Origin of the sequence: Streptomyces sp. NBC_00212 (assembly GCF_045206365.1) — a bacterium.
Lineage (GTDB): Bacteria > Actinomycetota > Actinomycetes > Streptomycetales > Streptomycetaceae > Streptomyces.
On sequence record NZ_CP108115.1, the window covers coordinates 1,259,451 to 1,284,004 of the forward strand.

The 24,554-nt window shown below is 70.8% G+C and carries 22 protein-coding genes and 1 pseudogene; 7 read left to right on the forward strand and 16 right to left on the reverse strand.

What is annotated here, in order from left to right; translation table 11 throughout:
* Nucleotides 1–96: 96 nt before the first annotated feature.
* A complete protein-coding gene (locus OHA17_RS05850) occupies nt 97–852 on the reverse strand; it encodes a GntR family transcriptional regulator (RefSeq protein ID WP_406504649.1) in 756 nt (251 codons plus the stop codon).
* Between the two features lie 247 nt (nt 853–1,099).
* Between OHA17_RS05850 and OHA17_RS05855 the strand changes: the two are divergent.
* Nucleotides 1,100–2,268, forward strand: a pseudogene (locus tag OHA17_RS05855) (PTS transporter subunit EIIC); the annotation flags it as partial.
* Nucleotides 2,269–2,466: 198 nt separating this feature from the next.
* Nucleotides 2,467–3,519: an SIS domain-containing protein gene (locus OHA17_RS05860; RefSeq protein ID WP_406504651.1), complete on the forward strand. Its 1,053-nt coding sequence runs from the start codon at nt 2,467–2,469 to the stop codon at nt 3,517–3,519.
* A gap of 1 nt (nt 3,520) precedes the next feature.
* On the opposite strand, the gene ligD is transcribed toward OHA17_RS05860, so the two are convergent.
* Nucleotides 3,521–4,537: a non-homologous end-joining DNA ligase gene (gene ligD / locus OHA17_RS05865; RefSeq protein ID WP_406504653.1), complete on the reverse strand. Its 1,017-nt coding sequence runs from the start codon at nt 4,535–4,537 to the stop codon at nt 3,521–3,523.
* A 55-nt stretch (nt 4,538–4,592) separates the two neighbouring features.
* Between ligD and OHA17_RS05870 the strand changes: the two genes are divergently transcribed.
* Nucleotides 4,593–5,669: an ATP-dependent DNA ligase gene (locus OHA17_RS05870; protein ID WP_406504655.1), complete on the forward strand. Its 1,077-nt coding sequence runs from the start codon at nt 4,593–4,595 to the stop codon at nt 5,667–5,669.
* On the opposite strand, the gene OHA17_RS05875 is transcribed toward OHA17_RS05870, so the two are convergent.
* From OHA17_RS05875 to OHA17_RS05940, 14 genes are all read right to left on the reverse strand, one after another.
* Nucleotides 5,655–6,758 carry a lytic transglycosylase domain-containing protein gene (locus OHA17_RS05875; protein WP_406510641.1) on the reverse strand — a complete coding sequence of 368 codons (1,104 nt, stop codon included), beginning with the start codon at nt 6,756–6,758 and terminating at the stop codon, nt 5,655–5,657. The two genes, OHA17_RS05870 and OHA17_RS05875, sit on opposite strands and share 15 nt — an antisense overlap.
* A gap of 89 nt (nt 6,759–6,847) precedes the next feature.
* Entirely contained in the window at nt 6,848–7,612 is a 765-nt protein-coding gene (locus OHA17_RS05880; protein ID WP_406504657.1) for a hypothetical protein, read from the reverse strand.
* Nucleotides 7,613–7,643: 31 nt separating this feature from the next.
* The gene (locus OHA17_RS05885; RefSeq protein ID WP_406504659.1) at nt 7,644–8,171 is read right to left on the reverse strand and encodes a nuclear transport factor 2 family protein; all 528 of its coding nucleotides are present in this window, start codon (nt 8,169–8,171) and stop codon (nt 7,644–7,646) included.
* Between the two features lie 46 nt (nt 8,172–8,217).
* The gene (locus OHA17_RS05890) at nt 8,218–8,829 is read right to left on the reverse strand and encodes a hypothetical protein (RefSeq protein ID WP_406504661.1); all 612 of its coding nucleotides are present in this window, start codon (nt 8,827–8,829) and stop codon (nt 8,218–8,220) included.
* 25 nt (nt 8,830–8,854) lie between these two features.
* Nucleotides 8,855–9,364 (reverse strand): hypothetical protein, encoded by a 510-nt coding sequence (locus tag OHA17_RS05895; RefSeq protein WP_406504663.1) that lies wholly within the window; start codon nt 9,362–9,364, stop codon nt 8,855–8,857.
* On the reverse strand, nt 9,361–10,653 hold the full coding sequence (locus tag OHA17_RS05900) for an MCE family protein (protein WP_406504665.1): 1,293 nt from the start codon (nt 10,651–10,653) through the stop codon (nt 9,361–9,363). Before OHA17_RS05900 ends, OHA17_RS05895 begins: the two co-directional genes overlap by 4 nt.
* On the reverse strand, nt 10,653–11,777 hold the full coding sequence (locus OHA17_RS05905; protein WP_406504667.1) for an MCE family protein: 1,125 nt from the start codon (nt 11,775–11,777) through the stop codon (nt 10,653–10,655). Before OHA17_RS05905 ends, OHA17_RS05900 begins: the two co-directional genes overlap by 1 nt.
* On the reverse strand, nt 11,774–12,922 hold the full coding sequence (locus tag OHA17_RS05910) for an MCE family protein (protein WP_406504668.1): 1,149 nt from the start codon (nt 12,920–12,922) through the stop codon (nt 11,774–11,776). Before OHA17_RS05910 ends, OHA17_RS05905 begins: the two co-directional genes overlap by 4 nt.
* The gene (locus tag OHA17_RS05915) at nt 12,919–13,923 is read right to left on the reverse strand and encodes an MCE family protein (protein WP_406504670.1); all 1,005 of its coding nucleotides are present in this window, start codon (nt 13,921–13,923) and stop codon (nt 12,919–12,921) included. The genes OHA17_RS05910 and OHA17_RS05915 overlap by 4 nt, the downstream gene beginning before the upstream one ends.
* Nucleotides 13,924–14,072: 149 nt before the next feature.
* Nucleotides 14,073–15,104, reverse strand: coding sequence for an MCE family protein (locus tag OHA17_RS05920; RefSeq protein ID WP_406504672.1), 1,032 nt, complete (start codon nt 15,102–15,104; stop codon nt 14,073–14,075).
* A complete protein-coding gene (locus OHA17_RS05925; RefSeq protein WP_406504674.1) occupies nt 15,101–16,354 on the reverse strand; it encodes an MCE family protein in 1,254 nt (417 codons plus the stop codon). Before OHA17_RS05925 ends, OHA17_RS05920 begins: the two co-directional genes overlap by 4 nt.
* Nucleotides 16,351–17,154 (reverse strand): MlaE family ABC transporter permease, encoded by an 804-nt coding sequence (locus OHA17_RS05930; protein ID WP_406504676.1) that lies wholly within the window; start codon nt 17,152–17,154, stop codon nt 16,351–16,353. The genes OHA17_RS05925 and OHA17_RS05930 overlap by 4 nt, the downstream gene beginning before the upstream one ends.
* A gap of 3 nt (nt 17,155–17,157) precedes the next feature.
* The gene (locus OHA17_RS05935; RefSeq protein ID WP_406504678.1) at nt 17,158–17,997 is read right to left on the reverse strand and encodes an MlaE family ABC transporter permease; all 840 of its coding nucleotides are present in this window, start codon (nt 17,995–17,997) and stop codon (nt 17,158–17,160) included.
* 2 nt (nt 17,998–17,999) lie between these two features.
* Nucleotides 18,000–18,983, reverse strand: coding sequence for an ABC transporter ATP-binding protein (locus OHA17_RS05940; protein ID WP_406504680.1), 984 nt, complete (start codon nt 18,981–18,983; stop codon nt 18,000–18,002).
* Between the two features lie 783 nt (nt 18,984–19,766).
* Between OHA17_RS05940 and OHA17_RS05945 the strand changes: the two genes are divergently transcribed.
* From OHA17_RS05945 to OHA17_RS05960, 4 genes are all read left to right on the forward strand, one after another.
* A complete protein-coding gene (locus OHA17_RS05945; RefSeq protein ID WP_398880220.1) occupies nt 19,767–20,399 on the forward strand; it encodes a hypothetical protein in 633 nt (210 codons plus the stop codon).
* A gap of 130 nt (nt 20,400–20,529) precedes the next feature.
* Nucleotides 20,530–22,056 (forward strand): DUF6801 domain-containing protein, encoded by a 1,527-nt coding sequence (locus OHA17_RS05950; RefSeq protein WP_406504682.1) that lies wholly within the window; start codon nt 20,530–20,532, stop codon nt 22,054–22,056.
* A gap of 111 nt (nt 22,057–22,167) precedes the next feature.
* Nucleotides 22,168–23,115, forward strand: a complete 948-nt coding sequence (locus OHA17_RS05955; protein WP_406504684.1) for a hypothetical protein — start codon at nt 22,168–22,170, stop codon at nt 23,113–23,115.
* Nucleotides 23,116–23,343: 228 nt separating this feature from the next.
* Complete coding sequence (locus OHA17_RS05960; protein WP_406504686.1) at nt 23,344–24,552, forward strand: helix-turn-helix domain-containing protein; 1,209 nt, start codon at nt 23,344–23,346, stop codon at nt 24,550–24,552.
* The last annotated feature ends 2 nt before the right edge of the window (nt 24,553–24,554 follow it).

The following is a 24,554-nucleotide window of genomic DNA, read 5'->3' on the forward strand; positions in this document are numbered from 1 at the left end:
CCGGACGTCCGGGACCTTCGGGCCGCGCGGGCCGGCCGGGGACGAACGGCCCCCGCGTTCGCGCCCAATGGCGGCGGCCCTGCTCGTTCGGGCCTGTCAGCGTGGCTGGAGTGTGGTGCGCAGGCGGTAGCGGTCCCCGCTGTACTCGACGGTCGACAGGAGCACCGGGCGCTGGTCGCGCGCGTAGATCGTCTGGTCCAGGGCGAGCACGGGCGAACCCGGCTCGATGCCGAGGTGCCGGGCGAGGGTCTTGTCCGCGCCGCGCGCCTCGATGGTGGTCTCGGAGCGCTCCAACTCGACGCCGCGGGCGTGCAGTTCCTCGAAGAGCGAGGCCGTGGTGAAGTCGACCTCGTCGAGGCCGGGCGCGAGGGAGGCCACAAGGAGAGTGCGGTCGACGGCGATGCGTACGTCGTCGAGCAGCCGGACGCGCTCCAGGCGCAGCAGCGGGGCGCCGGCCGGTACGTCGAGGCGGTCGCCGTCGTCGAGGGTGGCGGGGCGCAGTTCCTGGTGCAGCACGAGGGAGCTCGGCCGCATGTGCTTGCGGCGGGCGGTCGTGGTGAACGACTCCAGGTCGTTGGGCCACTCGCGGGGTGCCACCGGCGCCGCGACGAACCAGCCCCGGCCGTGCGAGGCCGTCACCAGGCCCTGGTCAACGAGGTGCGCCAAGGCCTTGCGCAGGGTCACCCGGGAGATGTCGAGCCGTTCGCAGAGTTCGCGCTCGGCGGGCAGCCGGGCGCCCGCCGCCAGGCCGCGGCGCTGGATCTCGTCGTGGATGAGCTCGGCGGTCTGCGCCCACAGAGGGGCGGGCCCGCTGCTGCGGGCGGGGCGGGCGGGGGCGGCGTCGGCGCTCATCGGAAACCTCCAGCGGGATCCTCGGAGCGTACCACCGCATACCACTTGCCTTGGCGCAGCTCGCGGGCCAAGGGCCGGGTCCTGGGCCTTTGGTCACCGGATGAAAATCTGAGCAGACCACTATTGACCACTTGAATACCACTGCATACCTTTGGGTTGCGGCGGCCGGCGAGACCCGGCGGCCGACCGGCCCGACGACCACGCCCCTGGATGGCCACGGGACCGCATGCGCGATGGAGGAAGACGGATGAGTACGGGTCCAGCAAAGGCCGCCGGCAAGCAGCGCGGCGGCAGTGGCGTCATGGCGGTCCTGCAGCGCATCGGGCGCAGTCTGATGCTCCCGGTCGCGACCCTCCCGGCGGCCGCGCTCCTGGTCCGCCTCGGCGGCACGGACCTGCTGGGCCGCGAGAACTTCCCCGAGCTGATCCGCAAGCTCGGCATGGTCCTCGCCGCCGGCGGCCAGACCGTCTTCGACTATCTGCCGCTGCTCTTCGCCATCGGCGTGGCCATCGGCTTCGCCAGGAAGGCGGACGGCTCGACGGCGCTGGCGGCCACGGTCGGCTACCTCGTCTTCAAGGCGGTCCTCGCCAGCCCCGCCTTCCCCAAGGGGGTGGACGGCGAGCCGCTCGACGCCAAGGTCTTCGGCGGCATCGTCATGGGTCTCGTCGCGGCGCTGCTCTACCAGCGCTTCAGCCGGACCAAACTCCCCGAATGGCTGGGCTTCTTCGGCGGCCGCAGGCTCGTGCCGATCCTCTGCGCCTTCGCCGGCGTCGGCACGGGCATCGTCTTCAGCGTGGTCTGGCCGACGGTCGGCGGCTGGTTCTACCACTTCGGCGAGTGGCTGGTGGGCACCGGCGCCTGGGGTGCGGGCATCTTCGGCCTGGTGGTCCGCGCGCTGATCCCGATCGGCATGCACCACTTCTTCACGGTCTTCCCCTGGTTCGACGCCGGCACGTTCGTCAACCCCCACACCGGCGCCGAGGTCCACGGCGACATCGCGCGCTTCCTCGCGGGCGACCCGAGCGCCGGCCAGCCGCGGCCATGGCCATCGCGCACACCGCGCGGCCCGAGAACCGCAAGATGGTCAAGGGCATGATGATCTCGGTCGCGCTCACCTCGTTCGTCACGGGTGTCACCGAGCCCATCGAGTTCAGCTTCATGTTCGTGGCCCCGCTCCTGTACGCCGTCCATGCGCTGCTCTTCGGCGTCTCCATGGCGGTCTGCTACGCGCTCGGCATCCGCGACGGCTTCGGCTTCTCCTCCGGCGCCATCGACTACGTCGTCAACTACGGCATCGCCACCAGGCCCTGGCTCCTGATCCCGACAGGCCTGGGCTTCGCGGCGCTCTACTACGTGATCTTCCGGTTCGCGATCGTGCGCTTCAACCTGCCGACGCCCGGCCGCGAACCCGTGGAGGGCGATCCGAGCGAGGGAGATGCCGCCGACATATCCGCCGACGCACCTGCGGACACTCCCGTGCGCTCCCCTGACGCCATTCCCTCGGGCGCCGCCCTGGAGGACGATCCGGCCTCCAAGGCCTGACGCTCCGCCCGCTCCTCCCCAGTCCGCGCTCCCGCCGTCCACGTGCGGCGGGGCCTACGAAAGGATCCCTCGATGTCCGGATCGCGTATCACCTTCCTCGACGGCCAAAGTGGCCAGCCGCAGGCGCTTGAGCGCGTGATCGCCCAGGTGCGGCGGCAGCTCGACGGCCCGACGCTCGACCGGCTGCGCACGGCCGAGCGTCCGCTCCTGGCCGGGATCGGCGCCTCCTACGCGGCGCTCGCCGTCCCCGTCGAAGTGCTCCGCGGCCACGGCGTGCCCGCCCAGCGGGTGCTCTCCAGCGAGATCGAGGACGGGCTGCGCGGCTTCGACACCGATCTGCTGATCGGGGTCTCGCAGGGCGGCCGCAGCTCGGAGACGATCGCGGCGTTCAAGGCGGCCAAGGGCGTGCCGACGCTCGCCGTCCTCAATGTCACCCCCTCGCCGCTCGGCGAACTCGCCGACCTGACCGTGGACATGGGCAACGAGCCCGACTCGTACGCCTCGACCGTCGGCTTCACCGCCACGGTCGTCGCCCTCGATCTGATCGCCGGAGCCATCGCGGGCCGCCGGGGCGACCCCTGGGACGGCATCGCCGCGCACGCCGAGACCGTCCGTGGCCGCGCCGCCCAGGTGGTCGCCGCGCTGCGCTCGCGCGCGGCCCGCTGCGTGGCCGTCGACTGCGTGGCCTCCGGCGCCTCCCGGGTCAGCGCCGAGGAAGCCGCCCTGCTCCTTCGCGAGGTGCCCCGGATGCCGGCCGCGGCCTCGGTCACCCGCAACTACCTGCACGGCGAGATGGAGTCGGCGGGCAACACACTGCACCTCGTCTTCGGCGACGGACGCGAGGTCGAACTGGCCCGCTCCCTGTCGGCAGCCGGCCATCTCACCCTCCTGATCACCACCCAGGACGTGGAGGTGACCGACAGCCTCGGTGTCGTGCGCCTGCCCCAGTGCGCACCCAGCGCCCGGGTCGTCCTGGAGACGGTCGTCGTGCAGGAGCTGGTGGCGGCGCTCAGCGACGAACGCGGCGTGCCCATCGAGTCGTTCGTGTTCGCCAACGACGACACCAAGGAGGGCGGCGTCGACGCGGCGGACTTCGAGCTGGCCTCGCCGGTCGCGGTCGCCTGAGCTACTTGTCCTTGGCGGCGCGGCTCGGCTGTACCCGCTTGGGCTCCCCCGGCATCTTGGGGTAGTCCGGCGGGTACGGCATGTCGCCGAGCTCGTGGTCGCGCTCGTCCCGCTCGGCGAGTTCGAGCAGCGGCTCAAGGCCGAAGGCGTAGGTGTCCATGTCCGCGTGCAGATCGCCGAGTTCGGCGTAGCGCGCGGGCATGGTCCGCAGGTCGAAGTCCTTGGGGTGTACGTCGTCGAGCTCGTCCCAGCGCAGCGGCGCCGAGACCGGGGCGTGCGGCTTGGGGCGTACCGAATAGGCGGAGGCGATGGTGCGGTCGCGGGCGGTCTGGTTGTAGTCCACGAAGATCCGCTCGCCGCGTTCCTCCTTCCACCAAGCGGTGGTGACCTTGCCCGCCATGCGGCGCTCCAGCTCGCGGCCAATGGCGATGGCGCAGCGCCGCACCTCGGTGAACGTCCAGCGCGGCTCGATCGGGATGAACACGTGGATGCCCCGGCCGCCGGACGTCTTGGGCCAGCCCGTGATCCCCAACTCCCCCAGCAGGGCACGGAGTTCATGGGCTACGGGCACCGCGTCGTCGAAGTCGGTGCCGGGCTGCGGGTCCAGGTCGATGCGGAGTTCGTCGGGGTGGTCGGTGGCCTCGCGCCGCACCGGCCAGGGGTGGAAGGTCAGGCAGCCGAGCTGGGCGGCCCACAGGACTGCGGCGGGTTCGGTGGGGCAGATCTCGTCGGCGTGGCGGCCGCTGGGGAAGGCGATGCGGGCGGTGGGGATCCAGTCGGGGAGGTTCTTCGGGGCCCGCTTCTGGAAGAACGACTCGCCGTCGACGCCGTCCGGGTAGCGCTCCAGGGTGGTGGGCCTGTCGCGCAGGGCGCGCGTGATGCCGTCGGCGACGGACAGGTAGTAGTTCGCCACGTCCAGCTTGGTGTAGCCGAACTCCGGGAAGTACACCTTGCCCGGATTGGAGAGCCGCACGGTCCGCCCGCCGGCCTCCAGCTCGATCGCCTCGCCCTTGCCCATGCAGGCCACGGTAGGCGGCGGGCATCAATGCCGCATATCGGCGAGAATCGATTGTATGGATCTTCCGGTGATGCCGCCCATGAAGCCGATGCTCGCCAAGTCCGTGGCGAGGATTCCGCCCGGGATGCAGTACGAGGCGAAGTGGGACGGGTTCCGGGCGATCGTGCACCGCGACGGCGCCGAGGTCGTCATCGGCAGCCGCAACGGCAAGCCCCTGACCCGCTACTTTCCCGAGCTCGCGACCGCCCTAGTGGAGCGCCTGCCCGAGCGCTGCGTGGTCGACGGCGAGATCGTCATCGCGCACGAGGGGCGCCTCGACTTCGACCGGCTCACCGAACGCATCCACCCCGCCGCGTCCCGGGTGAAACTGCTCGCCGAACAGACCCCGGCGAGCTTCATCGCCTTCGACCTGCTCGCCCTCGGCGACACCTCGCTCCTCGACACCCCGCTGGCCGAGCGCCGCTCACTCCTGTCCGAGGCCTTGAAAGACGTCTCGCCACCCGTGCACCTCGCACCCGCCACCACCGACATCGAGGTGGCCCGGCGGTGGTTCGAGCAGTACGAGGGCGCCGGGCTCGACGGGGTGGTCGCCAAGCCGCTCGACCTTCCCTACCGGCCCGACGCCCGCCTCATGTACAAGATCAAGCACGAGCGCACGGCGGACGTGGTGGTGGCCGGATACCGCCACCACAAGAGCGGACCGGTGGTCGGCTCGCTCCTGCTCGGCCTGTACGACGCCGAGAGCGCTCTCCAGCATGTCGGCGTGTGCGCGGCCTTCCCGATGAAGCGCCGCGCGGAACTGATCGACGAGCTCGCCCCGCTGCTCATGGCCGACCCGGTGGCGGAGGGCCATCCGTGGGCCGCCTGGGCCGAGGAGGCGGCGCACGAAAGCGCCCGCCTCCCGGGCGCGACCAGCCGCTGGACCGGCAAGAAGGACCTGTCGTGGGTGGCGGTGCGCCCGGAGCGGGTGGTGGAGGTGGCGTACGACCACATGGAGGGCGACCGGTTCCGGCACACCGCGCAGTTCCGCCGCTGGCGCCCGGACCGCTCCCCCGGCAGTTGCACCTACGCACAGCTGGAGGAGCCGGTCCGGTACGACCTGGCGGAGGTGCTTTCGTCAGGGGGTGGGTGAGGGGCAGCCCGGTGCGGGCGGCGTGCCGGTGGGGTCCGGCGTCGTCGGCGCGGACGGCGACCCGGTGGGGCAGTCCGGCAGGCCCGGGCTGCCCGACGGCGAGGGCCCGGGACTCGTGCTCCCCGAGGGCGAGGGTGACGGGCCCGGGGAATCGGAGGCGGACGGGGAGGGCGAAGGGGACGGCGACTGCGGAGGCGGCGACGCGGACGGGCTGCCGCCGGGACGCGCGGGGACCGAGGCGGAGGGCCCGCTGCTCGGCTGGGGCCCGATGACGATGCCGCCGCCCTGCTTCTTTCCATGATCGTCGTCGATCTGCCGGGCGCTGCCCGCGCCGGGCGTGGTGGGCAGCACGCCCTTCCCGTCCGGTACGGCATGGGTGCCCCGGCGGTAGAACTCCAGCCACGACAGGACCGTACGCAGATAGTCCGCGGAGTGGTTGTAGCTCAGCACCGCGCGGTCCAGGTCACCGGGGACCGACAGGTCGCGGGAGTCCGCGCACAGATACACCCCGGCGGCGAGGGCGGCGTCGAAGACGTTGTTGGGGTCCTTCCGGCTGTCACCATTGCCGTCCTGGGCCCAGGTCGACCAGGTGGACGGGATGAACTGCATCGGGCCCACCGCACGGTCGTAGCGGGTGTCCCCGTCCAGGGCGCCGTGATCGGTGTCGGCGACGTCGGCGAAGCCCGCGCCGTTGAGCACGGGCCCGAGGATCGGCGTGAGGGTCGTGCCGTGCGCGTCGACCCGGCCGCCGCCCGCGTGCCCCGACTCCACCTTGCCGAGGGCGGCGAGGAGTTGCCAGGGCAGATGACAGCGGGGCTCGGCGTGCCGCAGCCGGGCTTCCGCCTGCTGGTACGCGGCGAGGACGGTGGCCGGGATGCCCTCCTGCGTCCACACCGGGTCGATCACGCCCACGGCCGGCGGTGAACTCGGGGGCCGTGGGGAGACCAGCGGCGGGAGCTCGGTGTGGTACGAGCCGTCGGCCGGCGGCTGTTCCCGTACGGAGGCGGAAGGGCCGGCCGCCGGTTCGTCCGGGCGCGGCGGCGCGGCAGGCAGGAGACCGGGGGCCTGCGACGCGGTGAGCGCGACCATGGCGACAGCCGCGACGGCCGTACCGGTCAGCCCGCGCCGAAACCGCTTCCCGCCCGGCAGCCGCGCGACGAGGTGGAACTCCGGGGCCTTCACGACCCCTGCCCGAAGGTGTCGATGCCGGAGATCCGCCAGGTGGCGCCGCTCCCCCGCACCAGGTCGACGGTGAACATCGCGGCGGCGTAGGTCGCTTCGGGCTTCGCGCCCGCCGTACGTGTGCTGCTCTGGTCGGCGTAGACGAGGACCCGGGCGCGAGAGCCGTCGATCATCTCCACGCCGCTCTCGGTCACGGTGGTCGTGAGCACCAGCTTCTGGTCCTTGGCCTGGGCCCGCACGGCGGCCAGCATGTCGTGGTGCTGCTGAACCGCCTTGCCGGTGAGGAGAGTTGATGCCGCCTTGTCGGCGGCGGCGGTGTCGGCGTAGTTGTACGAGAACAGCGCGGCGACGGCCTTGGCTGTCTGCCCCTTGACCTCGCTGGTACGGGCCGGATCGGTGAGGGCGGCGTTGCGCGCGGCCGGATCGGAGCGCAGCGAATCGGCCCGGGTGGCGGCGAGTGCGGCGAAGGCCCCGAGCAGGACGATGAGCACGCACAGGACGACGGGGGCCCGGACGGAGACCAGGCGCAGGGCACCGCCGAAGGAACGTCTGACGGATGGGCGGAGGGAGACAGAGAGACGGCGGCGGGGCCCGGCGCCCGCCTTGACCTCCGAACTCCCCTTCGCTTTAAGGGTGTTGGCGCCACCGGCGATATTGGTTGCTCTCTTCCCGCGTTCCGGCGGCGCCTCCGTGGCGACGCGGGCGGCGCCCGCGTTCGCGAGTCGGCGCTGACGGTTGACCAGGTGGCGGGTCGTCGACATGTGCGGCTCCTGTCCGGGGACGAGTAGGTGGTCAGTTGGCCGCGCTGTTGCCGACCGGCGCCTGGCCGAGGGCGCTGAGTTTCCAGCCGCCGGACGTACGGGTGAGTTCGCCGAGCATCCGGCTGTCCTTGGCGGCGGGCTTCTCCTTCGGCGCCTGCACGGTGATCCGCAGCGCCACCATCACCCTGGCCCGGCCCGCCCGGTCGTCGAGCTCGGTGACCGCGCCGTCGAGCACCTTGGCGGTCGTCACGGTCCCCGCCTGCTGCACCTGCTTCTCGAACTCGCTTCTGCCGTCAGCCAGTTGCTGGTGCAGGTCGCCGGTGGTGGAGTCCTGCCACATGTCGAGGCCGTGGGCCAGGTCCTTGTGGTCCAGGGTGGAGAGGTTCTGCACGGCCTGTTCGCCGGCCGCGAGGACCTTGTCGCGGGAGGCGGCGTAGGCGGCGGAGCCGTCGTGCGCCGCGCCGTACCAGGACCAGCCCGCCCACACCGCGAATCCGCCTGCCAGCAGGGTGAGCACCATCGCGGCGATGAGCAGGGGCTGGATCGTCATGCGTGCCATGTTCTTCGTGATCCCTCTCGCGGGGCCCGGCGGCAGCGGGCGCGTCCTAACGGGCTCGGATGTCGGTGATCTGCCAGTGGCCGTCGGTGAGTCGGGCCGTGATGGACAGCTGGGCGGCGGCGGTGGTGGCGGGCTTCGTCTCGCGCTGGGCCCGCTGGTCGAGGAAGACGAGCAGCTCCGCCGTGTCGCGGGTCAGCCGGGTGACCCCGGCCCGTACGACATGGGTGGTGAGGCTGAGCTTCTGGTCGGCGACCCGCTGCCTCAACTCGCCGAACAGGGCCGTGTATTGACCGGCGGCGCGCCCGCCGAGCAGCTTCTTCGCCGCGCCCTCGGTGGCGCGGGTGTCCTGGGGCACGTACGAGAACACCTTGCCGAGCGTGTTGCTGACGTCGCCGATGACCCGGGTGGTGGCTGAAGTGTCGGTGAGTGCGTGGTTGCGGGTGGCGGTGGTGTCGGTCAACTGCCTTGCCTGGAACAGGAGTCCGGCCCCGGCGAGGAGGAGCACGAGTACGCAGGCCAGGGTGAGGGCGCGGCGGAGGCGGCTGGTCGGGGCTGCGGCTTCGGCGGGGGTGGGGTCAGGGCCCGCCCTCTCGTCCTCGCACTCCACATCGTGCCCGGGCTCCGGCTCCGGCGCCGTCTTCAGCTCTGCTGTGCTCACGCTGCTTCTCCCTATCGGTCCGGGGTCAGGGGGCGGAGACCGGGACCGCGTTGAGTGCCTTCAACTTCCAGCCGGATCCGGTGCGTTCGAGCGCAGCCTCGAAGCGTTTGCGGTCGGTGGTGGTGGCCGCTCCGCCCGCCGGGGTGAGCTGGACCTGCACCGTCGCGATGAGCTTCGCCGTGCCGGAGCGGTCGTCGAGCTCGGTGACGGCGGCGTCGGTGACGCTGCCGCGCGCCGAGGTCGTCGGCTTCCCTGCCCCCGTACGGCGGAGCTCGTCGTGCAGCGGGCCAGTCGAGGCGTCGAGCCAGGTGCGCAGGGCGGCGTCGGGGTGGGCCGCGTCCAGCGTGGAGAGCGCGGCGATCTGCGTCCGGCCCGCCTGAAGGGCGGCGTCGCGCGAGGTGGCGTACGCGACCGTTGAGTCGTCCCGCGCGTCCAGGTACGCCCATCCCGCGAAGGCGGCGAAGGCGAGCGAGGCGGTGAGCGCGGCCACCACGAGTGCGCGGCGGAGTCGGGATGGGCCGGGGAGAGCGATCACGGGCGCACCTCCTTTCCACCGGCGGCGGGGCTCAGGCCGAGCAGTCCGGCCAGGTCCAGGGGGCCGCCGCTCGGCAGCGCGGGCAGGGCCAGGGCTCCCGGGAGCGTTGATGCCGGGGCTGCGGGCGCGACCTGTTGCGCAGGCGGAAGTGCCCCTGGCTGAGCGGGAGTTGGGACCTGTCCGCCGGTCGGAGCGTGTGCCGAGCCACGCACGTCGGTGCCACTGCTCGCGGGCGCGGCGCATCTCGCCTTCGTGTTGAGGTTCGGCGTGTCGAGGGTGTCGAGGCCGTTGCGGTAGACCGTGCCGCCGTATCCGTCGGTGCACGGAAGCGGCGCGAAGAAGGTGACTGCCATGCCGAGATTGGCGCCCTTGGCGTCGATGGCCGTGGCTCCCGCCGCTGCCAACGGCGGTAGTTTCACGAGGAGTTCCTCGATTCCGCGCTGCCGGGTCACGGCTACGTCGGCGGTCGTGAGGAGGTTGGCGAGCACCACGCTGAGCTGCGGGTTCAGATCCCTGAGCAGCCCGCTGATCTGCCCGGCGGCGTCGGGCGCGGCGGCGATGAGGCGGCGCAGATCGGTGTCCGAGTCCTTGAGCGTGGCAGCCAATTGCTGGGCGCCCGAAGCGAAGGATTTGATAGCCTGCCCTTCCTCGGCCTGGGTGCTGAGCACGGTCTGGCCGTCCGCGAGCAGCGTGGTCGTGGTGGGCAGCGCCCTGTCGGCCGCCTTCACGAAGTCGGTGCCGTTGTCGAGGAGCACCTGGAGGTCGTCGCCGCGCCCTTCGAAAGCCTTGCCGAACTCGGCGACGACGGTGCGCAGCGAGTCAAGCGGCACTGATGCGGCGAGATCGTTGACGCTGCTGAGGACGGTGGTGACGGGCGCCGGGGTGGCGGTGTCGTCCTGCTCGATCTCACCTCCGTCGCCCAGGTAGGGCGCCCCGCCGGCGGTGGGCCGCAGGTCGATGTACTGCTCGCCGACGGCGGACAGGTTGGCCACCACGGCCTTCAGCGCGGTCGGGATGGGCGGGGCCGAGTTGTCGATGCGCAACTCGGCGACGACGCCGTCGTCGGTGAGTCCGATGGGCCCGACCCGGCCCACCGACACGCCCCGATAGGTGACGTTGGAATGGGTGAACAGGCCGCCGGTCTCGGCGAGATGGACCTTCACCGTGTAGTAGTCGCGGATGCCGACGTAGTGGCCGATGTCGGCGTAACGGAACCCGGTGTAGCCGAGCACCAGCACCCCGATCACGAGGAACGCGAGGTTCTTGAGCCTCGTCGCCGTGGTCAGCATCAGCGCGTCCCTCCCGTTCCGCCGACGGACGGCAGGCCGAGCGGCGCCTGCTGCGCGGTGGCCGATGCGGGCGGCGTCGTCAGCGGCGGGATGACCTGGGTGCCGGGGGCGGCCGTCACGTCGAGGTAGACGTTGAGGTAGTCGCCCTTCACGCCGCGCAGCACCTCGTCGGTGAACGGATAGGTGACAAGCACCTGGAGGGAGTCCGGCAGGTCCTTGCCGGAGTCCGCGAGCGCCTTCAGCGTCGGTGCGATCGCCTTCAGATCGGCCACCATGTCGTCCTTGCTCTTGTTGATCGTCGAGACGGCGACCGTGGAGAGGGTGTCGAGCGACTTGAGCATCGTGAGGAGTGAACCCCGTTGGTTCTCCAGGACTTTGAGGCCCGGGGACAGTCCGGTGAGTACGGTGCCGACCTGCTGTTTGCGGGTGGCGAGGGTGGCGGAGAGCCGGTTGACCCCGTCGAGCGCGTCGGTGATGTCGGTGCGGTGGCCGTCCAGGTCGGTGACCAGCGTGTTGACGCGCTGGAGCATGGAGCGGACCTCGGGCTCGCGGCCGCCGATCGCCTTGTTGAGCTCGGTCGTGATGGTCTTGAGCTGGTTGACGCCGCCTCCGTTGAGCAGCATGGAGAGCGCTCCCAGGACCTCCTCGACCTCGGGGTTGCGGTTGGTCCGCGTGATCGGGATGGCGGCGCCGGGCCCGAGGCGCCCCTGGGCCGCCTCCTTGGTCTCCTTCGCCGGCGCGGAGAGCTGGACGAACTTCTCGCCGAGGAGGCTGGACTGTTCCAGCTGGGCGTAGGCGTTGGCCGGCAGCTTGACGTCTCCCCTGATCCGCATGGTGACCTTGGCGGACCAGCCGTCGGAGGCCAGCGACACCTTGGTGACCCGGCCGACGGCGACGTCGTTGACCTTCACCGCGGCCTGCGGCACCAGGCTCAGTACGTCGGCGAAGTCGGCGGTGATGTCGTACGGATGGCTGCCCAGGTCGGCGCCGCCGGGCAGCGGCAGCTGGTCGATCCCGGAGAACGACGGCACCGAGCAGCTGCCGAGGGTGAGGGCCAGGGCGACGACGACGGCGACACCGGCGCCCAGCGCGGCGCCGGTACGGCGTGTGACGCGGGCCTTCATCCCCGGCCCCCCTTCTTCGCCGAGGGGCCGGGGGCGGCGCCCTTCGCGGGGTCGGCCGCCGTCCCGTACACCGTGCCGACGGGGGGCAGGGGCAGGGTTGGGAGCGCTTTCAGGCGGGCCTGCGGCACCGGCACGAGCCCCGCGCTGCCCGCGACCGCCGGGTTGAGCGGGAACACGATGTCGCCGCCCATGCTGATCTCGTTGATGTTGCCGCGGCCGTCGAGGGTGCGGTGCGCCGGGTCGTAGGCGTTGAGAGCGTTTCCGGCGGCCAGGGGCGCGGTGTCCAGGGCCTCCGCGAGCGAGGCCCGCTGGTCGACGAGGATCTGGGTGAGCGGGGCGAGCTTGTCGACCTCGGCCTTGAGGCTGCCGCGGTTGTCCTGGATGAAGGTCTTGACGTTGCCGAGCGCGGTGCCGAGTTCCTTCAGCGCGCCCGCCAGGTTGTCCTTGTTGTCGGCGAAGAACGAGGTCACGTCGGCGAGTTGGTTCTGCGCGTCGCGCACCGCGCCGTCCTTGTTCTTCAGCATGGTGGTGAACGTCTGCAGGTACGACAGGGTGGCGAAGAGGTGCTCGCTGCTGCCGTCGAGCGTCTTGGCCGCCTTGCCGAACTGCTCGATGGAGTCGCCGATCGCGGCGCCGTTGCCGTCGAGGTTCTTGGCCCCGGTGTCGAGCAGCCCTGAGAGCGCTCCCGAGGCGTTCACTCCGCTGGGGCCGAGCGATTTGCTGAGCTCGGTGATGGAGGCGTAGAGCTGGTCGACCTCGACGGGGGTGGCGTTGCGCGAGGCCGGGAGTTCCGCCCGGTCGGCGATCTCGGGTCCACCGGTGTAGGCCGGGGTGAGCTGGACGTAGCGGTCGGCGACGACGCTGGGCGAGACGACGGCGGCCCGCGCGTCCTTGGGCACCCGTACGCCCCGGTCCAGCGTGACCACCACCTTGACCTGCCGGCCCTGCGGGGTGACCGAGTCGACCTCGCCGACCTTGACCCCGAGGATCCGCAGGTCCGACCCGGGGTAGATCCCGACGGCGTGGTCGAAGTAGGCGGTGATCCGCTTGCCGCCCGGGCCGGCGAACACGCGCAGCCCGCCGGCCACGGTCGCGGCGATCACCGCGAGGGCCAGGACGATCGTGAGAGCGCGTCGCCGGCTCATGGGTAGCCTCCGTTCTTCGGCGGCATGCAGCCGTGGTCCGGAAGCGACTTCGCCGGCAGGTAGTTCCTGGGGACGAGCCCGCAGATGTACGTATCGAACCAGCGGCCGTTTCCGAGGGTGTTGCCGACGAGCCGGTAGTAGGGGCCGGCCAGCGCCAGTGTGCGGTCGAGGCCCTGCTGGTTCTTCATGAGGACGTCCGTGACGCGGCCCAACGCCGTGAGGGTGGGCTTCAGTTGGGCCGAGTTGTCCTTGACGAGGCCGGTCAGCTGGGTGCCGAGGCCGCGGGTTCCGGTGAGCAGCGCCTGGATGGCGTCGCGGCGCTGTTTGAGTTCACCGAGGAGCAGTCCGCCGTCGTCGATCAGCGTCTCGAAGCTGCTCTTCTTGTTGGCCAGCGTCTTCGTCAACTCCTCGCTGCCTTTGAGGAGTTGGGCCAGTTGCGTGTCGCGCTGGGAGACGGTCTTGGACAGCGCCGAGAGCCCGGAGACGGCGGTGCGCACCTCGGGGGGCGAGTCCTTGAAGGTGTCGGAGATCGTCTCGAAGCTCTTGGCGAGCTGCGCGGTGTCGATGCCGCCGATCGTGTTGCTGAGCCCTTCGAAGGCCTGGGTGACGTCGTACGGGGAGGTCGTGCGGGCCAGCGGGATGCGGCTGCCGGGGTCCTGCTCGGCAGTGCCGAGCGGGTCTATGGCCAGGTACTTCTCGCCGAGCAGGGTCTTGATGGCGATGGCCGCGGTCGAGGCGTCGCCGATCCAGGCGTGCTTCACCTTGAAGGTGACCTTCACCTTGGCTCCGGCGAGCGAGACACCGCTGACCTCGCCCACCTTGACCCCGGCGATCCGCACCTCGTCGCCGTCGCGCAGCCCTGCGGACTCGGAGAAGTCGGCACTGTAGGTCGTGCCGCCCCCGATGAACGGCAGCGAGTCCGCGTTGTACGCGGCGACGCCGATCAGGGCCAGGAGCAGCAGCCCCACCAGGCTGACGGCGACGGGGTTGCGCTCTTTCATGGGCTTGAGGCGGGGGCGCTTCAAGGCCGGACGCTTCAGGGCGGGGCGCTTGAAGCTCGGGCGCGTGAAGACGGGGCCGCTCAGGGCAGGGCGCTTCGACGCGGAGCGCGGCAGGCGAAGGGGGCGGGGCCGGCGCGGTACGGGGAGTCTCATCCCTGGCACCTCGAATCGCTGACCGGGATTCCGGTGGGCGGCGGGCTGCCGTCCTCGGTCGTCACGCCGGACACCTTGGCCTCGCAGAGGTAGAGGTTGAGCCAGGACCCGTACGACGCGATCCGTGTGACGGCCCGCATCTTGTCGGGGGTCTTGCGCAGGAAGTCCTCGATCTGGGGAGCGCTCTCGGCGAGGTTGGCGGAGAGCCGGCCGAGCTGTTTGATGTCGTCCTTGAGCGGGGCGCGGCCGTCCTCGAACAGTCCGGCGGTGACGGTGGTGAGGTCGCCCATCGCGGCGATGGCCTCGCCGAGCGGCTTGCGGTCGCCCGCGAACCCGGAGACGAGTTGCTGGAGCGTGACCACCAGGTCGTTGAAGCCCGCTTCGCGGTCGTTGACGGTGGTCAGGACGGTGTTCAGATTGCTGATGACCTCGCCGATCACCTTGTCCTTGGCGGCGACGGTCTGGGTCAATGAACCGATGTGTTTCAGCAGGCTGTCGACGGTGCCGCCCTCGCCCTGGAGGACCTGCACGATGGAGCCGGCGAGCTGGTTGACGTCCTTGGGCGAGAGCCCTTCGAAGAGGGGCTGGAAGCCGTTGAAGAGCTGGGTGAGGTCGAGGGCCGGGGTGGTGCGCTCCAGCGGGATCGTCCCGCCGGGCGCGAGGGTCGCGCCGACCGCGCCGGTGCCCCGGCCCAGCTCGATGTAGCGCTGGCCGACCATGTTGAGGTACTTGATCGAGGCGGTCGCCGTGCCCGGCAGCGTCCGGCTGCGCTGCACGGAGAACGTGACCTGGGCGAGCCGCCGGTCGACGACCTCCACGCTGTCGACCTGGCCGACCTTCACTCCGGCGATGCGGACGCTGTCGCCCTCGATCAGGCCGGTGGTGTCGGTGAAGCGCGCCTTGTACGTCCGGGTGTCGCCCACCCCGGTGTTGGCGATGGACAGGGCGAGCACGGTGGTCGCGAGCGCGGTCACCAGGACGAAGACGAGCGACTTCACGAGCGGGCCCGCGATGCTGCGGCGCTTCACTTGATGGTCACCTCCGTCCCCCTCAGGGCGGGCCCGACGAGCAGGCTGCTCCAGTCCGGCAGGGACTGCGGAGCCTGTTGCAGACCGGGTGCGAGCAGCTCGTTCACCAGCTGGTTCTCCTGCGGCGAGTTCGCCGGCCCGAGCCCGGCGTCGGAGGCGGCCGCCGTGTTCGTGAGAGCGCTCTCGGCGGGCAGCGGGGCGCCGAGGTACGGCACCGGGTAGCAGTGCGGGCCGCCGCTCGCCGTGTACGCGGGGGTGTCGCGGCCGGGGACGTACTTGCCGAGCGAGGGCACGGCCTTGACGGTGACGTGGAGTCCGGGCTGATCGGTGCCCTTGCCGAGGGCCTTGTCCATCGCGGGGACGAACCCGGCCAGGGTGCGCAGGGTGCAGGGGAAGGACGAGGAGTACTTGGCGAGGAGCTCCAGGGTGGGTCGACTCACCGCGCTGAGCCGGATGATGTTGTCCTTGTTCTGCTGGAGGAAGGCCGTGAGGTCCTGGGCGGTCTTCGTCGTCTGCCCGTAGACGCCGAGGAGTTGGGTCTGCTGGTCGACGAGGGTGCCGGTGGTGGTCGTGGCGTCCGTGAGCGCTCTCAGGATGTCGGGGGCGGCGTCGCTGTAGGTCCCGGAGACCTTGACGAGCTGCTTCAGGTCGGCGTTGAGGGTGGGCAGGTCGGGGTTGAACTTCTTCAGGTGCGCGTCGAGCGTGACGAAGGTGTCGCCGAGCTGGGAGCCGCGGCCGCGCAGCGCCTGGGCGACGGCGGAGAGGGTCGACGACAGCTTGTCCGGCTTGACCGCGGTCAGCATCGGCAGGACGTTGTCCAGGACCTGCTCCAGCTCGATGGCGTTGCGGGACCGGTCCTGCGGGATGGTCGCACCGGCTGAGAGCGCTCTCGTGGACGGGTTCGGTGGCGGTACGAGCGCGACGAACCGCTCGCCGAACAGCGTGGTCGGCAGCATCTGCGCCCGCACGTCGGACGGGATGTGGCCGCGCTTGCCGGGCTGGAGGGCGAGGGTGAGCTTCGCGCCCGCTCCGTCGGCGCTGATGGTGCGGACCTCGCCGACGACGACGCCGCGCAGCTTCACCTCGGCGCCCGGGTGCATCTCGTTGCCGACGCTGCTCGTCTCGACGGTGATGGTGTCCGAGCGGGTGAAGTCCTTGTCGTACACGGCGATCGAGAGCCACACGAGCAGCGCCGGGACCACGAGGAAGACGACTCCGGCGAGGCGGCGGCGGACGGTGGGGGTGTTCATCCGGCCACCTTCACGGTCGTGGTGGCACCCCAGATGGCCAGCGAGAGGAAGAAGTCGGTGACGGCGATGAGCACGATCGCGTTGCGGACCGAGCGCCCCACCGCGACGCCCACTCCGGCCGGGCCGCCCGTGGCGCGGAAGCCGTAGTAGCAGTGGGCCAGGATCACCATCACGCTGAAGATCAGCACCTTGAGCACGGAGAGCAGCACGTCGGTCGGGGAGAGGAACAGGTTGAAGTAGTGGTCGAAGGTGCCGCGCGACTGGCCCTTGAAGACCACCGTGGTCAGCCGGGAGGCGAAGTAGGAGCTGAGCAGTCCGATCGCATACAGCGGGACGATGGCGACGACTCCGGCGATGATCCGGGTGGTGACGAGGTACGGGAGGCTGCGCACGCCCATGCCTTCGAGGGCGTCGACCTCCTCGTTGATGCGCATCGCGCCCAGTTGGGCGGTGAAGCCGGCGCCCACGGTGGCGGACAGGGCGAGGCCGGCGACCAGCGGGGCGATCTCGCGGGTGTTGAAGTAGGCGGAGACGAAGCCGGTGAAGGCCGCGGTGCCGATCTGGTTCAGCGCGGCGTATCCCTGGAGGCCGACCACGGTGCCGGTGAACAGGGTCATGGCGATCATCACGCCGATGGTGCCGCCGATGACACCGAGCCCGCCACTGCCGAACGCGACCTCGGCGAGCAGTCGCTGGACCTCCTTCGTGTAGCGCCGCAGCGTGCGCGGGATCCACAGCAACGCCTTGACGTAGAAGGTGAGTTGGTCGCCGGAGCGGTCGAGGAGGCTGAAGAGGGCCATCGGTCAGCCGCCCTTCGGGGGGACGATCTGGAGGTAGATCCCGGTGAGGACCATGTTCACGAAGAAGAGCAGCAGGAAGGTGATGACGACGGACTGGTTGACGGCGTCACCGACGCCCTTGGGGCCGCCGCGCGGGTGGAGCCCGCGGTACGCGGCGACGATCCCGGCGATGAAGCCGAAGATCAGCGCCTTGACCTCGCTGACGTACAGGTCGGGGAGCTGGGCGAGTGCGGAGAAGCTGGAGAGGTAGGCGCCCGGGGTGCCGCCCTGCATGATGACGTTGAAGAAGTAGCCGCCGAGGGTGCCGACGACGGAGACCATCCCGTTGAGCAGCACGGCGACGAACATGGTCGCCAACACCCTTGGTACGACCAGGCGTTGGACGGGCGAGACGCCCATGACCTCCATGGCGTCGAGCTCTTCGCGGATCGTGCGGGAGCCCAGGTCGGCGCAGATCGCGGAGCCGCCGGCGCCCGCGATGAGCAGGGCCACGATGAGCGGGCTGGCCTGCTGGATGACGGCGAGGACGCTGGCGCCGCCGGTGAAGGACTGGGCGCCGAGCTGCTGGGTGAGCGAGCCGACCTGGAGCGCGATGACGGCGCCGAACGGGATGGAGACGAGGGCTGCGGGCAGGATGGTGACGCTGGCGACGAACCAGAACTGCTCGATAAATTCCCGGAGTTGGAAGGGCCGTTTGAAGACCGCCCGGGTGACGGCGGCGGCGAGCGCGAAGAGCTGCCCGGTCTGGCGGAACGCGCCGAGTCCGGGGAGCGGGCGGCGCGGCGGCCGGGAGGTCGGGGGCTGAGGGGGTGTCGGGGTCGGGGGGTTTCTCTCGGCCTCCATCGTCACGGCGTCGCCTCCTGGGCCGGCGCCATGCCGTTCTCGATGGCGCGGCGGGCCGCGGGCGGCAGCTGGTCGAGCATGGCCATCACCCGCAGCTTGCGGCGCAGCACCGCCTGCCGGGCGGGCAGGCCCGGTGACGGTTCCAGTTGCGCGGGGATGCGACGCGGTGAACCGTTCTGCTCTCGGGGCGAGTTGAGCTGTTCCATGGCGAGCGTCGCCGCGTCCTTCTCCTCGGACATGCCGATGGGGCCCTCGCGGCGCCCGCTGAGGAACTGGGCGACGACGGGCTCCTCGCTGGTCAGGAGCACCTCGCGCGGGCCGAAGGTGACGAGGTTGCGGCGGAAGAGCATGCCCATGTTGTCGGGCACGGTCGAGGCGATGTCGAGGTTGTGGGTGACGATCAGCATCGTCGCGTCGATCTGCGCGTTCAGGTCGATCAGGAGTTGCGAGATGAAGGCGGTACGGACCGGGTCGAGCCCCGAGTCCGGCTCGTCGCACAGGATGATCTGGGGGTCGAGCACCAGGGCGCGGGCGAGCCCGGCGCGCTTGCGCATCCCGCCGGAGATCTCCCCGGGCAGCTTCTCCTCGGCGCCGAGCAGGCCGACCATGTCCACCCGCTCCATGACGATGCGGCGGATCTCGGACTCCTTCTTGCGGGTGTGCTCGCGCAGCGGAAAGGCGATGTTGTCGAAAAGGGACATCGAGCCGAAAAGCGCACCGTCCTGGAACATCAGGCCGAAGAGTTTCCGGGTCTCGTAGATGTCCCGCTCGGGGCTGCTCACCATGTCGACGCCGTTGATGAGGACCCGGCCGCGCTCCGGTTTGAGCAAGCCGATGAGCGACTTGAGGAAGACCGTCTTTCCGGTGCCGGAGGGCCCCAGCATGACGCTGACTTCCCCCGCGGGCAGGGTGAGGGTGACGTCCTGCCAGATGTTCTGCTTACCGAATGACTTGGTCAGACCTTCGACCACGACTTCAATTCCCATCCCACCTCCAGCAGGCACATACGGAGTGACGCGAGGGCACCGAGGGGCGCACGGTAAGTTGCGCAGCGGCGCCGAAACAAGATCCCGGACGGCCACATCGGTGAAATCCCTTTTCCTTGTCACTCGTTGACAAGTTTCCAAGTCGGCCTGGCGGACGACTGCGCAGCAATTGAGCAGTTGTGGGCAGCCGCGAAAGGACGGGGGCGCCGCGGCCGAGGGGAGCTTGACCGTGGCGCCCCCGCCCCGGGCAGCGAGCCCGGGCCCGGAATCAGGGACGGGCCTGGGGCTTCGCCCGCGCGGCTCCCGGCCTTCGGGGGCGTGGCCGGGAGCGTGGACGCCGGCGGACCGGATGCCGGGTGAGCGGACCGGACCGACCGCACACCGGACGCTACGGCCGGGTAACCTCGCTCTGCAATACCGGTTCCGGAAGTTTCCGCGACGCGGCTCACGACCGTCGGCAACTTGTCATCGCGGCAGTGCTTTCACTCCCGAACTTGTCATCTGGTGAGGAGTTTCACCTGTAACCGGCCGTCCGGCCAATCCTTATGAGGAGAGAACCGGGAACTTCGGCACGAATGACCTGACTCGCAGGACGGTATTGCGCACCAATCGACAAGAAAAACCGGCCGGTTGCTCATCCAGGGCACAAGGAAGGGCCTTGCTCGGCACAATCTTCAACGACAGGATTGTGCGCCGATGTTTCTCGCAAGTAACGTCCGCCTGGTCACGGATCGTACGTGGCCGAATCCGTACCCGTAGCTGGTGAAATCGGAGGAATTTACTGTGCGAAGCACCTTTGGAAAGCTTGCGCTGGTATGCGGCGCCGCGACGGCCGCATTCGCCCTCGCAACCGCGCCCGCCATGGCCGCGTCGCCCACGAACTGGGTGATCGGCCCCAACTCGCCCGAGAGTTTCACCGCCACGTCCAGCAATGTCGTGCTTTCCATCAACGGCATCGACATGACCTGCACCTACTCCGACGCCGGGGGCACCCTCCAGAGCGCCACCGGCAACCCGGCGGCGGTCGGCAGCATCGACCCGGTGCACTTCGGCAGATCGGGTGAGCCGTGCACCAGCTTCCTCGGTGCGGTCGACACGGTGGCGAACACTCCCTGGACGCTGAACGTGACCGACTACGACGCGGGCAGCGGCGTCTCGCAGGGCTACATCTCCGGCGTCAACGCCCGTGTCACCGTGGCGACTTGCGCCTTCACCGTGACCGGGACCGCGCACGGCACGTACACCAACTCCACCGGTGACCTGGCCATCGCGGCCAACCCCACCGAGCTGACGGTCTCGGACCCGACGGCGGGCTGCTCGGGCGTGGTGGCCGCGGGCGACCACCCGTCGTTCAACGGCGACTACTTCGCGGTGGTCAGCGGCACCAGCACGCACCCGACCATCGTCGGCTCGTAACGCCGCATGACGCATCGCGTACGCCCGGGACCGTCCGGTCGGCGCCCTTGGCCGGCCAGGCGGTCCCCCAGCCGCGGCGCAGGCGCCGCCGACCGTTTCGAGGAGCTGAGCGAGTGGAGCTGAACGCGACGTGACAGGGACCCTGGGCTCGGCCGGCCGCCGACGGAGCATGCGCGGGCGGGGTGCGGTCGCGGCGGCCACCGTGGTCCTGGCCGGGATCGTGCCGGGCGCGGACGTGGCCCTCGGTGACCAGCAGGTCAGCACCGAACTCGCCTACAGCTGCGCCTTCCCCGGCGGGGCGCAGCCGGTGAAGGTCGGGGTCGGCGCCAGGTTCCCCGACCGGGCGGCGGCGGGCGCGCCCATCCAGCCCGCCGAGGTCACGACGTCGCTGACCCTGCCCGATGCCGCGGCCACCGAGCTCACGAAGATCCATGCGGCCAAGACCGGCGCCACCACCCGCCTCACGACCGAGGTGGCCCAGAACGGCGCCGCGGCCGCGGCCTTGTGGCAGGGGGCCGCGCCCTCCGTGCCGCTCGCCGCGACGGGCGGCGTCACGCTCAAGGCGACCGGCGAGGTCCCCACCGTCACCGCGAACAGCCCCGGCGACCTCACCGTGACGGCGGCGGGCCTCACCATCGACTTCAGCCCGGTCACCGCCGAGGGCGCCGCAACCGAACCCGCCACCCTCTCGGTGTCCTGCACGCTCACCCCTGGCGGATCGGCGCTGCTCGCCAAAGTGCCGGTGATCGCGGCCAGTTCCCCGCCCACCCCGACCCCCAGCACCTCGGCGACGGACCCGGCGACCGGCGGGCCGCGACAGCCCTCGCCCGGCGCCCCGAAGGTGGTCCCCCCGAAGACCCAGGGCGCCCCGCCCGCCGCCGCCCCCGAGTGTCGCGGCGACACCGCCCAGCCGCTCGCCCTCTCGGCGTACGTCACCGGGTACTCGAACGTCACCAAGCTGGGCGGCGCCTCGCTGATCCCCGTCTACTGCGCCAAGATCGTCCAGGGGCCCAGTCAGCTCAAGCGGATCGAGGTCAGACCGGGCGTCTTCGAACTCCACCTGTTCCAGAGCTCGGTCGGCCGACTCGACTACCAGGGCCGCGCCCAGACCCCGCCCGCCCCCGCGACGTTCCTGACCTTCGGGTTCATGCCGACCACGGCCACGATGACGCTGGAGGAGACCGGGCCCATGGCCATCGACTCGGACCTCAACAACACCGCGGGGCACGGCGAGACGTACATCAGGATCCCGCTGGTGCTGCGGCTGAGCGACGTCAAGGTCAACGGGACACCGCTCGACGTCGGCCCCAACTGCCGTACCACCGGCTCCGTCTACTCCAACGATCCCGACCCGGCGAGGAACACCAAGGACCACCTGGTCCTGCTCGGGAAGCTCAAGAAGGGCACGGACACCGTCTGGCGCGGCTACTCGCTCTCCCGGGGCGGACCGCTCGACGGCTCCGTGACCATTCCGCCGTTCACCGGCTGCGGGGTGGGCGAGGACCTCAGCCCGCTGTTCACCGCGTCCGTGTCCGGACCCGCCAACACGGTCAAGCAGAACCAGGGGGCGCCGTGCGCGTCCGGCATCCCGGACGACCCCGCGAAGCTCTGCACCCCCGACAAGCAGCCGACGAACGTACCACTGCCCCTGCGCTGACCACCACGGCATGCAGATCCGGCCAACTCCCGTACAGCACAAGGCCGTTGCCGCACCCGCCCATACCCGTACAGGACGTCGCGAGTCGAGACGTCAAGAGGGGACGACCTCATGAGACCCGTATCCACCCGTCTGCGCGCGGGCCTTTTCGCCACCTGCACGGCCCTGACCGTCATGGGGACCGTGGGCCCGGCCGCCGCCGATTCCGCTCCGGCGACTCAACTCGGGGGCACCTGGGCGCCGTTCACCCGCTGCCCGGTGGACGACCCGGCGATGCTGGCCGCCGACGGGCGCGCCGAGATCGTGCAGTGCGTCGCCTCCCACGCGGCGAGCGGCTCCATCAAGCTGGGCAGCACCGAGGTCGTCACCGGCGCCAGTGATCTGCAGGTCGGTGTGGTGCAGCACACCGGCGGCGCGCCCACCCTGGTCGCACCGGCGGGCGGCGCGCTGATCGCCGACTCCGCGGACATCCCGGGTGGCCTGCTCGGCCTGATGTGTCCGAGCGACATCCCCGTCATCGGCGACATCTGCCGGCAGATCACCAACAGCACCCTCAACCGGGTCACCGCGACCGTCGAATCGGCCGGTGTGCCCACCGACTTCAACCTCACGGCGGGCGCCACCGCCGGGCAGCCGATCATCTCGCTCCCGGTCCGCATCCACCTCCAGAACCCGTTCCTCGGCGACTCCTGCTACATCGGCTCCGCCGCCCACCCCATCGTGCTGCGCCCGCAGAACGTCACCGCTCCGGCCCTCGGCATCAAGCGCTTCGACGGCAACGGCACACCCAACAACGCGGGCGTCATGAACCGGCTCAGCCTCACCGGCGCCGGCCAGACGGACACCACGTTCGCGGTGCCGGGTGCAAGCGGTTGCGGGCTCGCCGGGCTGCTCGACTGGGCGGTGAACCTCAAGACGGGGCTGCCCTCGGCGGCCGGCCACAACAGCGTCGTACTGGACAGCGCCTCGACCCATCTCGCCGGTCTGAACGCCCCCGGCACGGTCGTCCCGAACAACGGCAAACTGCTCTCCCAGTACTGGCATTCAGCGGCTCAGTAGCCTTCGCCGCCCCCTGCGACGGGCGGCCCGTGCGTGCTCCGGCCGGGCCGCCCCGGAATCGGCCGACAACCGATGCACCTTGAATCGACCGCTGCCCCAAGTGTTGTCCATCACACGGGAGTTGTTCTAGGTTCAGCAGTCCGCGAAAGGTACGCACCTGACGGTCGGTGGGAGCGCTTTCTCCATCGGCTCTCCCCCCACCGGGCGCCGTAGTGCAAGGGGAGTGAGATGCCCGCAGCCGCGCAATCACCGGACACCCATGAGCCGTTGGGACCGCTCCCACAGGAGTTCGCCGCGATCATGCGGCCCGAACTGCCGGGCCTGCTCAAGGAGATCGGCGCCGAGCTCACCCGCGCCTACCCCGAGTACGCCCGGCTGCTCGACGGGCCCTACGGCGAGGCGATCCGGGTCGGCGTGGAGCAGAACCTCGCCGTCTTCGTCGACCAGGTGGCGTCCCCGAGCGCGCCCTCCACGCTGCGCGACGAGATGTGCCGCCGCTTCGGCCGGTTCGAGGCGTACGAGGGCCGGAGCCTGGACACCCTCCAGGGCGCCTACCGGCTCGGCGCCCGGGTGGCGCTGCGCCGGGCCAAGAAGATCGGCCGGCGCTACAACCTCTCCCCCGCCGTCATGCTCAGCTTCGCGGACGCGCTCTTCACCTACGTCGAGGAGCTGGAAGCGCTCTCACGAGAGGGCTATCTGGAGGTCACCTCGTTCTCCGGGGAGCGCTCGGACGCGCTGCGAAGACGGCTGCTGCACCTGATCCTGGCCGGGTCCCCGGTGCCGCGCGCGGCGGTCGCCGAGCTCGCCGACCGGGCCCACTGGCCGCTGCCCGAGCGGGTCACGCTGGTCGCGCTCCGGTCCGGGACGGGGCTCACGCGGGCGGCGTTGGACAACGATGTCCTGCTCGATCCGGGCGAGCCGGCGCCGCACCTCCTCGTACCGGGTCCGGTCGACGAAGTACGAAGACGGATGCTGGACGCGGCGCTGCGCGGGTCCTGGGCGGCGGTCGGTCTGGAGGTCCCCATCGGCGATGCGTCCGATTCTCTGCGCTGGGCCCGTCGGGTCCTCGAACTCGCCGCATCGGGGGTCATCGACAGCGGCACCGGCACGCTGTACTGCGAGGACCACCTCGTCACGCTGTGGCTGCGCTCGGACCCGGCGCTCCTCGAACACCTCGGCCGCCGGGAGCTCGCGCCGCTCGACGCGCTGACGCCCGGGCGGCGCGACCGGCTCATCGAAACCCTGCGGACCTGGCTCGCGACCCGGGGCACGGCCGCCCAGATGGGCGAACTGCTTGACGTGCACCCGCAAACCGTGCGCTATCGGATGCGCACCCTGGAGTCCATTTTCGGCGAGCGACTCACCGACCCCGAACACCGGTTCGCCACCGAACTAGTGCTACGCGCGAGGGATCTCGGCCACCGCGATCGGCCCTGAAC